Here is a 12,603-nt window from a genome sequence, read left to right as displayed (position 1 = left end):
CGCCTTACCCTTTGACCGCCGCATAGCGTGCGAACAGGGCCACGCTGACCGCCACGGTGGCGTTCAGCGATTCCACCGCACCCGTGGTCGGCACCGACAGCCGCGTTGCCGGGCAGTCGACCGGCACGCCTTGGCCTTCCTCGCCTAGGATCAGCCGCATGTCCGCCGGCCAGTCGAAACGGGTCAGATCCTCGCCGCCGCCGTCCAGGGCGTAGAGCGGCCCCGCCGCCTCGTTGACCGCCGTCCAGCGCGGTCCACGCAGCAGGGTCAGCGTGAACTGGGCGTTCGACGCCGCGCGCAGGCATTTGGGGTGGAAGGGATGCGCCGCCCCCTCCAACAGGACGATCCGCGACACGCCGAAGGCGGCGGCACTGCGCAGCAGGGCGCCGAGGTTGCTGGGATCTCCCAGCGCACACAGCAGTTCCAGCCCCTGCGGCGGCTGCGACAGGTCGATGGTCGGCATCTTCGGCACGGCGCCGACCAGCAGCGGAAAGCCGGTGCCCGACACGTCCAGCATCCGGAACAGCGCCGGGGCCAGCTGCACCGGCTCTACCCCCGGCGGCAGGCGCCAGCCGGCGATTTGCGCCGGGTCGGTGAACAGCACGCGCTCGAACCGCTCCTGATGCTGGCGCAGCGCCTCCGGAACGGTCTTCAGGCCGGCCAGCAGGAACTTGCCGTTCTTCTTCAGCCCACGGCTTTCCAGCGCCGATTCCCACAGCTTGAACTGCGGGTTCTGCGGGCTTTCGATCAGCAGGGGCGGACGGGTCATGGCGGCAGGCTTTCCGGCAGAGAGATGCCCCTGCCTAGCACAGCAGCGCCGCGGAAGTCAGGTGTTGAGGCGGCGGCCGAGGAACAGCAGGGGGCCGCGCTGGCAGGCGTCGGTGAAGCCGGCGCGCTGGTAGAACTCGACATTGCGGGCGAAGACGGCGGTGACCAGATGCACGCCGGGCAGGCCGTCCTCCCGGCAATCCTCGGCGAAGCGGTCGACCAGCCGCCGCCCCAGCCCATGCTCCCGCCAACCCGGCCGGACATTGACGTGGAAATGGGCGGGGTAGGCGGCGAAATGATCGGCGAAGACTTCGTATTTCGGGACGCACCGGGCCAGTTCGACCGAGCCGGCGCTGTCCTTGCAGCCGGTGAGGTAGCCGACGACCGGTCCGTCGGCCGCCACCGCCACCCAGATGTCCCGTGGTGCCTCGTCCACGAACCAGCCGGTCCAGGTGGCGAGGAAGGCGGCGCGCTCGGCAGCGGAGGCGAACTCCGTCCGGGTGGTGGAGGCGAAGAAGATCTCCTCCAATGCCGCCAGCGCCGCCCCACGGTCGGGCAGGGCGGTCAGCCGTTCCAGCCGGATGCGGTCCCCGGCGGTCATTTCCGTTGGGCGGTCTCGACCGACAGGGTGCGCGGCGCCAGCATGGTGTAGTGACCGCGCGCCTTCATCACGCCGGCCCCTTCCTCCGCCTGTGGGCCATGGCCCCAGAACAGGTCGCCGCGCACGGGGCCCTTGATGGCACCGCCGGTGTCCTGCGCCATCACCAGCCGGTTGATGGCACCGCCCGGCACCGGGGCGTCGCGCACCTCCAGCCACAGCGGGACGCCCAGCGGGATATGCTCGGCGTCCACCGCAAGGCTGCGGCCGGGGGTCAGCTCCATGTTGCGGGCGCCGCGGGCGCCGACCTCAGGCTTCACCTTGAAGAAGACGTAGGAGGGGTTGAGGTTCATCACCCGCTGGGCCTCGGCCGGATGGTCCTTCAGCCAGCGCCGGATCGTCTGCAAGGACATCTGTTCCGGCGTGGCGTCGCCGATGTCGATGATATGGCGGCCGATCGGGTAATAGCTGTGACCGTTCTGGCCGGCGTAATGGATGCCGACCACCGAGCCGTCGGCCATGATCGCCCGGCCGGAACCCTGGATTTCCAGGAAGAAGGCGTCGACCGGGTCGTCCACCCACATCAGCTCCAGGCCCTTGCCCTTCAAGGCGCCGTTTTCGATGCGGGCGCGGCTGGGCAGGCCGTTCCTGCCGCGGGGCGGCGTACGGTAAAGCGGAACGTTGTAGCGCTCGGTCCGGGTCCAGCTGCCGTGCAGTTCGATCTCATAATAGCCGGTGAAGAGGCCGTTCTCGCCGTTGCTGACGTCGCGCGGGGTGAAGAAGGTCTCGAAGAAGCGGCGGGCCGCCTCGCTGTCGCCGGGGGGCAGGTCGCGGGCGGCGGCGCAGATGGCGCGCCAGTCGTCGGTGGTGCCGGCGGCGCGCAGTTGCCCCAGCGACTTGCCCGGCGGCTGGTTCTTCACCCAGCCGCAGGTCCGCTGCACCGCCGGGACCGCCTGGGCGTGGTCGTCGTCGATCCAGCCGGCGAGATGGCGGAAATCGGGCGAGACCTGATCCCAGGTCGGGCGCTGGGCGGTCCGCCGCTGCCCGTCCACCGTCGGGGCGGTGCCGGCGCAGGCCGCCAGCGTCGCCAGCAGCCCGCCGATCAGCGCCATCCGCAGGCTATGGCCTGCGGCTTTCTTCACGTCACGCGCACACGCCACTCCAGCCGCAGCCGCCATCGCGCACTCCGCCACCAGCATCCGATATGTCCGTCGAAGACCCCCGACCGTTTTCCCGCCCTTGGCGGTCCGGTCACGGCAAGGTCACATCACCCGATTGTTTGTGCCGGTGGTTACCCCGAGTCGTCAATCCCCAACCTGCACTTTCGGATAGGTCGCGTCCGCTTGTCACGGGGGGTGGAGGTGGGGAGGCGAACCAAGGGGCGAGCGGGGCAGACGCGCGGCGGCAAGGCGTGACAGGAGGCGACAAACGCGGTATCGACAGCCCATACGCGAAGGACCGTTCGAAAACGCATCTCGCCCCCCGGATCATACGGGGGGGACGATGCGGGCGGCCGGTCCTGTTCGTCGCCGTGAGACTCCCGAGGGAAAAGACGCCATGACACCCGCCGCCCGCCTCCAGGCGGTCATCGATCTGCTGACCGAGATCGACGAGACCCCTCGCCCCGCCGACGCGGTGATGAGCGCCTATTTCCGCAACCGCCGCTACATCGGCTCGAAGGACCGCACCGCCGTCGCCCAGATGGCCTACGCGATCCTGCGCCGCCATGCCCGGCTCGGCTGGTGGATCGAGCGCGGCGGCTATGAGCGCGCCACTCCGCGCGCCCGCGTCCTGGCCTATCTGCTGCTGGAGGAGAACCGCAACGCCGGCGTGGTGCTGGAGATGTTCAGCGGCGGCAAGTTCGCCCCGGCCCGCCTGACCGACGACGAGCTGGCGATGGTCGGCAAGCTGGAAAGCCACACGATGGAGCATCCCGACATGCCGGAAACGGTGCGGGTGGAATGTCCGGACTGGGCGGAAGCGGCGATGCGCGCCTCGTTGGGCGACCGTTTCGGGGTCGAGATGGAGAAGCTGCTGGAGGCGGCTCCGCTCGACCTGCGCATCAACCCGCTGAAGGCCAACCAGCAGAGCGCGATCAAGGCGCTGGCCAAGGCGCAGATCACGGCGGAGACCACGCAATGGTCGCCGCTGGGCCTGCGGGTGAAGGGCCGTCCGCCGCTCGGCAGCGTCGACGCCTTCAAGGACGGTCTGGTCGAGATCCAGGACGAGGGCTCGCAGCTGGTCGCGCTGGCGGTGGCGCCGAAGCCCGGCCATCAGGTGGTGGATTTCTGCGCCGGTGCCGGCGGCAAGACGCTGGCCGTGGCGGCGCTGATGAAGAACAAGGGCCGTGTCGTCGCCTGCGACGTGCTGGACAAGCGGCTGAAGCGCGCCGCAGAGCGGTTCCGCCGCGCCGGCCTGCACAACATCGAGGCGCATCCGCTGACCAGCGAGCGCGATCCCTGGGTGAAGCGCCACAAGCGCAAGTTCGACCGCGTGCTGGTCGATGCGCCGTGCTCCGGCACCGGCACCTGGCGCCGCAACCCCGACGCCCGCTGGCGCCAGCTCGGTCCGGGGCTAGAGCAGCTGCTGCCGCTTCAGGCCAACATCCTCGACAGCGCGGCGCGCTTGGTGAAGCCGGGCGGGCGGCTGGTCTATGCGACCTGCTCCATGCTGCATGACGAGAACGAGGCGCAGGTCGAGGCCTTCCTGCAGACCCATCACGACTTCATCGTCAAGCCGGTCGCCGAGGTCTGGGCGGAGGAGGAGGCCGGCGCGCCGCCGCCGGTCGACGGTCCGTACCTGCGCCTGACGCCCGCCAAGCACGACACCGACGGCTTCTTTGCCGCCGTGCTGGAACGCCGCGCCGAGGAGACGGTGCCGGAGGAGAGCGTTTCCGACGTCGGCATCGAGCAGGGCGAGGTCGATCCCGTCGAGCTGGGCAAGGCGATCGATGCGTGAGCGAGGGGGAGGGGGCCTCTCCCTCTCCCCACCCTTGACAGCTGGGGTGGCGCGCTCCTTATCGGTGGGGTAGGCTTTCCGCCGTCGAGACCATCCGGGCGCGTTCGCCCAACCCCTCAAGAGGACCAGATGAAGTTCTCCTTCGCCAAGCTGTCCCTGCCGGCCTCCGGCGTGCTCGCCGTGACCGTCGCCGCCGACCGCAGCCTCGGCCCGATCGGGCGCGAGCTGGATCAGAAGACCGGCGGGGCGCTGGCCCGCGCCATGGCCGCCGCCCGCTTCAATGGCAAGAAGGACGAGACGCTGACGCTGCTCGCCCCGGCCGGGACCGAGCTTGACCGCATCCTGCTGGTCGGCATCGGCAAGGGCGCCGACCTGACCGATCTGGTTCTCCAGTCTGCCGGCGGCGCCATCGCCGTGCAGCTGGACAAGGCCGCCGACGAGGCGGCGCTGCTGGTCGAACTGCCGGAGGGGACCACCCTGTCGCCGGCATCCGCCGCGGCCGAGATCGCCTTCGGCGCGCAGCTGCGCTCCTACAAGTTCGACAAGTACCGCACCAACGACCGCAAGTCCGACAAGAAGGAGCCGAAGCCCAGCCTGCGCAAGCTCACGCTGCTGGTCGAGGACGACGGCGCGGCCAAGTCGGCCTTCAAGAAGCTGGACACGCTGGCCGACGCCATCCGCTTCACCCGCGATCTGGTGTCGGAGCCTGCCAACGTCATCTATCCGGAAAGCCTCGCCGAGAAGACGAAGGAGCTGGAGCAGTTCGGCGTCGAGGTCGAGATCCTCGACCAGAAGAAGCTGCGCAAGCTCGGAATGGGCGCCCTGCTGGGCGTCGCCCAGGGCAGCGCCTGCGAACCGCGCGTCGTCGTCATGCGCTGGAACGGCAACCCGGAGGCCGACGACAAGCGTCCGGTGGCCTTCATCGGCAAGGGCGTGACCTTCGACAGCGGCGGCATCTCGATCAAGGGTGCGGCCGGCATGGAAGACATGAAGTGGGACATGGGCGGCTCGGCCACCGTGATCGGCACCATGTACGCGCTGGCCGCCCGTAAGGCGAAGGTCAATGCCGTCGGCATCGTCGGGCTGGTGGAGAACATGCCGTCCGGCACCGCGCAGCGTCCGGGCGACATCGTCACCTCGGCGTCGGGCCAGACCATCGAGGTCATCAACACCGACGCCGAAGGCCGCCTGGTGCTGGCCGACTGCCTGTGGTACGCGCAGGACGCCTACAAGCCCAAGCTGATGGTCGACCTCGCCACCCTGACCGGCGCTATCATCGTGGCGCTGGGCCACGAGCATGCCGGCCTGTTCTGCAACAACGACGATCTCGCCATGAACCTGACGGCCGCCGGCCTGAAGGTGGGCCAGCCGGTGTGGCGCATGCCGATGGGCGACGCCTATGACAAGGAGATCGAGTCGCCGGCCGCCGACATGAAGAACACCGGCTCGGGCGGCGGCGCCGGCAGCATCGTCGGCGCGCAGTTCCTGAAGCGCTTCGTCAACGACACGCCTTGGGCGCACATCGACATCGCCGGCGTGGCCTGGGCGAAGAAGGACGGCGCCACGGTTCCGAAGGGGGCGTCCGCCTTCGGCGTGCGGCTGCTCGACCGCTTCGTGGCCGACTTCCACGAAGCCTGATCGCGTTGCGTGAAGGGGCCATGACCGAAGTCCGCTTCTACCACCTGCAACGGCGCACGATGGAACAGGCGCTGCCCAAGATCCTGGAGAAGGTTCTTGAGCGGAACTGGCGTGCCGTCGTGCTGGCCGGCTCGGCCGAGCGGGTGGACATGCTGAACCAGCATCTGTGGACCTACGATCCCGGCTCCTTCCTGCCGCACGGGGCTGCGCGCGACGGCTTCGCCGAGCGCCAGCCGGTGTGGCTGACCGACACCGACGAGAATCCGAACAGCGCCACCGTGCTGGTCACGGTGGATGGCTGCGTCAGCGACCGGATGGATGGCTACGACCTCGTCTGCGACCTGTTCGACGGCAACGACGAGGAGGCGGTGCTGGCCGCCCGCCAGCGCTGGAAGGCCTGCAAGACAGCCGGCCACAGCCTGACCTATTGGCAGCAGACCGACCGCGGCGGTTGGGAAAAGCGCGCCTGAGCGGCGGCCTTTGACGGTGTCCGTTCATTTCCATTGCATTCGATCCGTTCAGAGGCAAAATTGATTGCCTACGCGGACGGTTCAAAGGTGCATGCTCCAATGAACAGGAGCCAGATCGACCCGGCGCTCGCCCAGCAGGTCAAGGATGCAAGCATCCTGATCGTGGACGACAATCCGTCCAATGTAGAACTCCTGCGGGAAATCCTCAGCCATGACGGGTACAGCCGGGTCCGCGGCGAGACCGACCCGCGCAAGGTGCCCGAGCTCTGTGCGGCGGAACCGTTCGACCTGCTGCTGATCGACATCCGAATGCCGCATATGAGCGGCTTCGACCTGATGGAGCGGCTGAAGCCGGTCTTCGGCGACGATTACGTGCCGATCCTGGTGTTGACCGCCCAGACCGATCAGGAAACCCGGCGCAAGTCTCTGGAGCTGGGTGCCAACGATTTCCTGACCAAGCCCTTCATCGCCTGGGAACTGCTGCACCGTGTCCGCAACATGGTGGAGATCCGCAAGCTCTACCGCCGCGCCGCCGAGCAGAACCGCGAGCTTGAACACCGGGTTACGGAACGCACCGCCGAACTGTCCGACGCGTTGGAGGCGGCGCGCAAGGCAGACCGCGCCAAGCTAGACTTCCTGGCGGTGATGAGCCACGAGCTGCGCACCCCGCTGAACTCTATTATCGGCTTTGCCGACGTGCTGGCGGCCGAGGGGATGGGCAAGCTGGGCCATCCCGATTACCTGGAATATGTGAAGCTGATCGAGGAAAGCGGCCGGTCGCTGCTGACCATGGTCAACAACATCCTCGACTACACGCGCGGCTCCACCGGTTCCATCGAGATCCAGGAAAGCGACGTCAACATCCCGCAACTGCTGGCCGGCTGCGCCGACATGCTGGCGCCGAAGGCTGTGGGCAAGCAGCTGTCGCTGACCGTCCAGCCCTGTCCGTCCTTCCGCATGCGCATCGACCGCCGGCGGCTGCGCGAGATGGTGCTGAACCTGCTGGACAATGCGGTGAAGTTCACCCAGTCCGGCGGCCATGTCGCGGTGACGGTGGAGGATCGCGGCGAGTTCGTCGGGCTGACCGTGCGCGACGACGGGCCGGGCATCCCGACCGAACTGATGGGCCGCATCTTCAACCCCTTCACCCAGGCCGAACGCTCGCTGGTGCGCCAGCATGAGGGGGTCGGGCTGGGATTGCCCATCGTGCGGCGCTTTGCCGAACTGCATGGCGGCGGGGTGGAACTGGATAGCGTGTCGGGCCGCGGGACGGCGGTGACGATCCTGCTGCCGAAGGACCGGCTGCTGTAAGGGAAGGGGAGGGCGGCTGACGCTTCCCTTCCCGATCTCCCCGGCTCAATGAAAAGTGAACATCTCCGGGGCGGCGCCGACGCGCGCCACCAGCCCGCCGCTGGGCGGCACCGGACGCCACTGATCGCGCTGGGAATCGACCGGTTCCGACACCACGACCAAGCCATTCTCGCCGCGGCGCCAATAGAGGCTCGGCGGCTTGTCGTCGGAGGCCCAGCGCACTGCCCACACCCGGTCGCCGTCGGTCCAGGTGGCGGTGAAGCGCAGGGGAGCGGTGATGTCCAGCGCCCGCATCTCATCGCGGATGGCGTGCAGCACGCGCTGGAAGGCGCCGACCGAATCCCGCTCCAGCCCCTCGCCCAGCGCGGCGAGGAAGATCGCCTCGCTGTCGGTGGTGCCGGTGCGGGTGCTGTACAGCTCGTCCGGGATCATCGCCTCGACCCGGCGGCGCAGCCGCGGCCAGTCGCCAACCTGCCCGTTGTGCATGAACAGGAAGCGCCCGGCCTTGAAGGGGTGGCAGTTGGCCCGGCTGACCGCGGTGCCGGTAGCCGCCCGCACATGGGCGAAGAACAGGTGGGAGCGGACATGGCTGCAGATCGATTGCAGATTCTCGTCCGACCAGGCCGGGCGGATCTCGCAATAGCGGCCGGGCTCGGTCCGCTCGCTGTACCAGCCGACGCCGAAGCCGTCGCCGTTGGTCTCGGTCTTCGCCTCCGCGGCGTGCATCGACTGCTCGATCAGGGAATGACAGGGCGTGCAGACCAGCGTTTCCAGGAACACAGGCTCGCCGCAATAGGCAAGAAACCGACACATCGACCGACGCACCATGGCAGCCGCGACAAGGACTGCGTCAATTTGACCCGATGCGCCGTGTGAAACAAGATGCGCCGGTCACGGAACCGTCATGCGCTGCGGCGGGTGTTGCATTTCCGCCGTTCGGACAGGGTCTGCCCCGTTTTTGTCACCAGACGAGCTTGGGCAGGGCGGCGACACGCAGCGGTCCGACGAACAGGGACCGGTCCTGCACGGTGACCGGGGCGGTGACCACCGGTTCGCCGTTGGGGCCGGTCGGACGGGCCAGCATGGCCAGCACGGTCCTGGCGATGGCCGCTTCGTTCGGGCGCATCATCGGCTTGACCGCATCGAGAACCGCGGGGGCGCCACGGATTTCCGCGGTCAGCGCCGCCTGCGGCTGCAACTGGGCGTCCAGCGCCAGCGTGCCTGACAGCACCGCCCCCAGCGGCCCCCAGTCCAGCGCCAGCCGGTCGACCTCGACCGTGCCGCCGTCGCGGCTCCAGGCCGACAGGCTGGCCGGCTCCGGCCGCGGCGGGTTTCCCATGACGCGCAGGGTCAGCTCGGTCCGCTTCACCTCGCGGCCCAGGTTCGCCGGCATGCCGTCGGGCAGGGTCAGCCCGTCGGCGGTCAGAGTCAGAGTCAGGCCGGCGGTCCCGCGTTCGGCCGGCTGCTGCTCCGGCTGGGCGGCGCCGATGTCCAGCGCGGCGACCGGTACCGTCTGACCCGCGACCTGTGCGGTCAGGCCGGTGAAGCGCAGGGCGAGCCGTTCCAGCGTGCCCGACATCCGCATGGTCAGGTCGCCGTTTCCGCCGTTCGGGGCCAGGATGTCGACCGGCGGTTGGCCGGGCTGCACGACGGACAGGCGATGCTCGCCGGGAAAGGTCAGCGCGATGCGGGTGGGGTTCCAGGGTGCGGCCTCCGCCACCAGACGCGCGCCCTGCCATTCGGCGCCGCGCGTGGCCAGATGGGGCTTGTCCAGTTCCGCCCGCAGGGTGAGGGGGAAGCCGTGGACGGTCAGTCCGCCATGCTCCACCACCGCGCCGTTGGCGCGCTGGTCGGCGACCCAGCTCTCCAGCCCGTCGCGCACGGTGCGGGCCGCCTGCCACCACCACAGCGAATAGGCGACGGCCGGCAGCAGCACCATCATCAGGACGAGGATGGTCGCAATCCGGCGGCCGGTCAGCAGGCGGCGGGGAGTGGGAGAAAGGGCGTTGGGTTGCATCGGTGGCATGTCCGTTCCATCTCCGTACCGTTATAGCGACCCCGGAACCCGCATGCTAGGCTCGGGGGCTGCCGATTCGGTTCCGTTTTCCCCTGCGAATTTTCCAGCGATCTTCCTCAGCGATCCTCAATGGCCCCCGACTCACCGCTTCCGCATCCCGCCTGGACGCACGACATCGCCGTCGAACCCGGCGCCGACCTGTGGGTCTTCGGCTATGGCTCGCTGATGTGGAACCCCGGTTTCCCTTTTGTGGAGCGGCACGCGGCGACCTTGCCGGGATACCACCGCAGCTTCTGCGTCGCCTCCCACCGCTACCGTGGGACGCCGGAACGGCCGGGGCTGGTGCTGGGGCTGGACCGCGGCGGGTCCTGTCGCGGCATCGTCTTCCGGGTGATGGCGGCGGACGTGCCGGCCACGCTGGATTACCTGTGGGAGCGGGAGATGGACAACCGCGTCTATCTGCCGAGGATGCTGCGGGTGTGCCTGCGTGATGGCGGGGCTGCTGAAAGGGGGGAGTCCGTCAGCGCCTGCTGCTTCATCGTCGACCGCAGCCATCCGCAATATTGCCGCGGTCTGGACGAGGCGTCGGTCGTCTGCCGCATCGCCGACTGCTGCGGCCAGCGCGGCCCCAACATCGATTACCTCGCCAACACGGTCGAGCATTTGAAGGAGCTTGGCATCTGCGACGCCCGGCTGTCGAAGCTCTATGACCGGGTGCGTGGCGTTCCGGGGTGATCCGGCGGTCGTTCAGGGAGGCGGACGGCATCCTGGATGGCATCGACGCGGCGTGACGCCGCGCTGGCGCTCCGTTGTCGGGGCGACCATCTTCATGGGCATGACGATCCTGCGCATCCCGGCTCTGGCCTTGGCGGGAGCGGTGCTGTCCCTGGGCGTGGTCGCCCCGGCCGGCGCCGCACCGCTGCATCACGACATCGACCTGACGCTCGATCCCGCCGCCGGACGGATGGAGGCGGTGGACCGGCTGACCCTGCCGGCCGGGGCGCAGTCCCTGCGGCTGGACCCGGCGCTGACGGTGCAGGAGGTGCGGGCCGGCGACAGGCCTGTTCCGATGGACCGGCGCGGCGACCGTCTGCGGCTGGTGGTGCCGGAAGGGGCGGGGGCGGTGACCATCCGCTATGGCGGACGGCTGCCGGGATTCGCCGCCAGCACCGGTCTGGCGCTGGATGGCGAAGGTGCGTTCCTGCCAGGGCTAGGCGGCTGGCTGCCCGATCCGGCCTCCGCCGCCGACGAGCCGCCGAGCTGGCGCCTGTCGGTGCGGGTGCCGGCCCCCTATGTCGCGGTCGCCACCGGCCGGCTGGTGGAGGAGGGGAATGAGGCCGGCGGCTACCGTGCGGTGTTCGCGGAGGATCGCAGCGTCGAGGAACCCTCCGTTTTCGCCGGGGCCTGGACGGTGGAGGAACGGCCGGCCGGACCCTTGCGCCTGCGGCTCTACCGCCATCCGGAGCAGACCGGGCTGGCCGACGGCTATCTCGGCCTGTCGGAGGAGGCGATTACGGCGGGGGCCGCGCGCATCGGTGCCTATCCCTTCGACGGCTTCAGCATCGTCTCGGTTCCGCCGCCGGTCGGTCTGGGCTTTCCCGGCCTGACCGCCATCGGCCGGGCGGTGCTGCCGCTGCCCTTCATCCGCAGCCAGTCGCTGACCCACGAGATCATGCACAACTGGTGGGGCAACGGCGTTCGGGTGGGCGAGGGCGGCAATTGGCCCGGCAATTGGGCGGAAGGGCTGACCACCTACATGGCCGACTATGCGGCGGCCCAGGCGCGCGGCGGCGACGCGGCGCGGGCGATGCGGCTGGACTGGCTGCGCGACTATGCCGCCCTGCCGGCCGAGCGCGACCGGCCGCTGACCGATTTCCTGTCCAAGACGCACGATGCCTCGCAGATCGTCGGCTATGGCAAGGCGGCAATGCTGTTCCACATGCTGGAGGCGGAGATCGGCCGCGACGCCTTCGACGCCGGCATCCGGAATTTCTGGAGTGGCTTCGCCTTCCGCACTGCCGGCTGGTCCAACCTGCGCCGCTCCTTCGAGGCGGCGTCCGGCCGCGACCTCGGCGGGCTGTTCGGCCAATGGGTGGAGCGCCGGGGCGCGCCGATGCTGACCCTGGCCGATGTCCGCGCCGATGGGGAGGGCGTGCTGCTGACCCTGCGGCAGGAGGCCGACGCACCCTATGCCCTGGCGGTGCCAGTGCGGCTGGAGACGGCGGCCGGGGTGGAGGACCGCATCGTCCGCCTCGACGGCCGGCAGGCGACGCTTCGGCTGTCCGCCGGGGCGGCGGTGCGGGCGGTGTCGGTCGATCCCGATTTCGACCTGTTCCGCCGTCTGGCGCCGGGGGAGGCGCCGCCGATTCTGCGCGACGTCACCCTGCGGCCGGGTGCCGAGCGGGTGATCGCTGCGGATGGTGACGCGGCGGACGCGGCCCGGACTTTGGCCGGGCGTTTGATGGACGGTGCCGGGAAGGAGAACGGCGACAAGGCGGCGCCGGTGCTGCTGGTGGGAACCGACGCAGCGGTGGCACGGGAGTTGGCGCGGCGGGGGCTGTCCCCGGTTCCGGCGGAACTCGCTGGGCGTGGCAGTGCCAGGGTGTGGGTGTCGCGCGCGGCGGACGGCCGGACGGCGCTGGTGGTGTCGGGCGCCGATGCCGAGGCGCTGCGCGCGCTGCTCCGGCCGCTGCCGCATTACGGACGGCAAAGCTGGCTGGTGTTCGAAGGAGCGAAGGCGGTGGATCGCGGCGTATGGGCCGTCGGCGACAGCCCGCTGCGCCGGGTGGTGGACCGGTAAAGGAGAAAGCGAGCACCACACATGCGGCGGGTGTGGCACCCCG

General features: G+C 69.5%; 11 protein-coding genes. 6 read left to right on the top strand and 5 right to left on the bottom strand.

Going from position 1 to position 12,603, the window contains the following annotated elements; genetic code table 11:
- Positions 1-4: 4 nt before the first annotated feature.
- From ABNQ39_RS07475 to mltA, 3 genes are read right to left on the bottom strand one after another with little or no spacing between them, the layout of a single operon-like run.
- Entirely contained in the window at positions 5-769 is a 765-nt protein-coding gene (locus ABNQ39_RS07475) for a TrmH family RNA methyltransferase (protein WP_376959727.1), read from the bottom strand.
- Positions 770-826: 57 nt separating this feature from the next.
- Positions 827-1,369, bottom strand: coding sequence for a GNAT family N-acetyltransferase (locus ABNQ39_RS07470; protein WP_376959726.1), 543 nt, complete (start codon positions 1,367-1,369; stop codon positions 827-829).
- Positions 1,366-2,508: a murein transglycosylase A gene (gene mltA, locus ABNQ39_RS07465; protein ID WP_376959725.1), complete on the bottom strand. Its 1,143-nt coding sequence runs from the start codon at positions 2,506-2,508 to the stop codon at positions 1,366-1,368. The genes ABNQ39_RS07470 and mltA overlap by 4 nt, the downstream gene beginning before the upstream one ends.
- Before the next feature lie 415 nt (positions 2,509-2,923).
- On the opposite strand from mltA, the gene ABNQ39_RS07460 reads away from it, so the two are divergent.
- The 4 genes from ABNQ39_RS07460 to ABNQ39_RS07445 all read left to right on the top strand — a co-directional run bounded on the left by ABNQ39_RS07460 (position 2,924) and on the right by ABNQ39_RS07445 (position 7,743).
- On the top strand, positions 2,924-4,324 hold the full coding sequence (locus ABNQ39_RS07460) for an RsmB/NOP family class I SAM-dependent RNA methyltransferase (protein ID WP_376959724.1): 1,401 nt from the start codon (positions 2,924-2,926) through the stop codon (positions 4,322-4,324).
- A 129-nt stretch (positions 4,325-4,453) separates the two neighbouring features.
- Positions 4,454-5,962, top strand: a complete 1,509-nt coding sequence (locus tag ABNQ39_RS07455; protein WP_376959723.1) for a leucyl aminopeptidase — start codon at positions 4,454-4,456, stop codon at positions 5,960-5,962.
- 20 nt (positions 5,963-5,982) lie between these two features.
- Complete coding sequence (locus ABNQ39_RS07450; protein ID WP_376959722.1) at positions 5,983-6,432, top strand: DNA polymerase III subunit chi; 450 nt, start codon at positions 5,983-5,985, stop codon at positions 6,430-6,432.
- 99 nt (positions 6,433-6,531) lie between these two features.
- On the top strand, positions 6,532-7,743 hold the full coding sequence (locus ABNQ39_RS07445) for an ATP-binding response regulator (RefSeq protein ID WP_376959721.1): 1,212 nt from the start codon (positions 6,532-6,534) through the stop codon (positions 7,741-7,743).
- Positions 7,744-7,788: 45 nt separating this feature from the next.
- On the opposite strand, the gene ABNQ39_RS07440 is transcribed toward ABNQ39_RS07445, so the two are convergent.
- Both ABNQ39_RS07440 and ABNQ39_RS07435 read right to left on the bottom strand, forming a co-directional pair.
- Entirely contained in the window at positions 7,789-8,556 is a 768-nt protein-coding gene (locus tag ABNQ39_RS07440; RefSeq protein ID WP_098739501.1) for a class II glutamine amidotransferase, read from the bottom strand.
- A gap of 148 nt (positions 8,557-8,704) precedes the next feature.
- Positions 8,705-9,769, bottom strand: a complete 1,065-nt coding sequence (locus tag ABNQ39_RS07435; protein ID WP_376959720.1) for a DUF2125 domain-containing protein — start codon at positions 9,767-9,769, stop codon at positions 8,705-8,707.
- A 120-nt stretch (positions 9,770-9,889) separates the two neighbouring features.
- Here ABNQ39_RS07435 and ABNQ39_RS07430 point away from each other — a divergent pair, with 120 nt between their 5' ends.
- Together ABNQ39_RS07430 and ABNQ39_RS07425 are read left to right on the top strand one after the other, a co-directional pair.
- On the top strand, positions 9,890-10,495 hold the full coding sequence (locus ABNQ39_RS07430; RefSeq protein ID WP_376959719.1) for a gamma-glutamylcyclotransferase: 606 nt from the start codon (positions 9,890-9,892) through the stop codon (positions 10,493-10,495).
- A 52-nt stretch (positions 10,496-10,547) separates the two neighbouring features.
- Entirely contained in the window at positions 10,548-12,560 is a 2,013-nt protein-coding gene (locus ABNQ39_RS07425) for a M1 family metallopeptidase (RefSeq protein ID WP_376959718.1), read from the top strand.
- The last annotated feature ends 43 nt before the right edge of the window (positions 12,561-12,603 follow it).

Origin of the sequence: Azospirillum sp. A26 (genome assembly GCF_042604635.1) — a bacterium.
Taxonomy (GTDB): Bacteria; Pseudomonadota; Alphaproteobacteria; order Azospirillales; family Azospirillaceae; genus Azospirillum; species Azospirillum palustre.
The sequence above is the reverse complement of the archived record's forward strand: the minus strand, read 5'-3'. Positions and strand labels throughout refer to the sequence as shown.

Bases quoted from the DNA above. Each gene is read 5' to 3' on its own strand.
- ABNQ39_RS07475 (WP_376959727.1), bottom strand. From the start codon at position 769: ATGACCCGTCCGCCCCTGCTGATCGAAAGCCCGCAGAACCCGCAGTTC.
- ABNQ39_RS07470 (WP_376959726.1), bottom strand. From the start codon at position 1,369: ATGACCGCCGGGGACCGCATCCGGCTGGAACGGCTGACCGCCCTGCCC.
- ABNQ39_RS07460 (WP_376959724.1), top strand. From the start codon at position 2,924: ATGACACCCGCCGCCCGCCTCCAGGCGGTCATCGATCTGCTGACCGAG.
- ABNQ39_RS07455 (WP_376959723.1), top strand. From the start codon at position 4,454: ATGAAGTTCTCCTTCGCCAAGCTGTCCCTGCCGGCCTCCGGCGTGCTC.
- ABNQ39_RS07450 (WP_376959722.1), top strand. From the start codon at position 5,983: ATGACCGAAGTCCGCTTCTACCACCTGCAACGGCGCACGATGGAACAG.
- ABNQ39_RS07445 (WP_376959721.1), top strand. From the start codon at position 6,532: ATGAACAGGAGCCAGATCGACCCGGCGCTCGCCCAGCAGGTCAAGGAT.
- ABNQ39_RS07440 (WP_098739501.1), bottom strand. From the start codon at position 8,556: ATGTGTCGGTTTCTTGCCTATTGCGGCGAGCCTGTGTTCCTGGAAACG.
- ABNQ39_RS07435 (WP_376959720.1), bottom strand. From the start codon at position 9,769: ATGCCACCGATGCAACCCAACGCCCTTTCTCCCACTCCCCGCCGCCTG.
- ABNQ39_RS07430 (WP_376959719.1), top strand. From the start codon at position 9,890: ATGGCCCCCGACTCACCGCTTCCGCATCCCGCCTGGACGCACGACATC.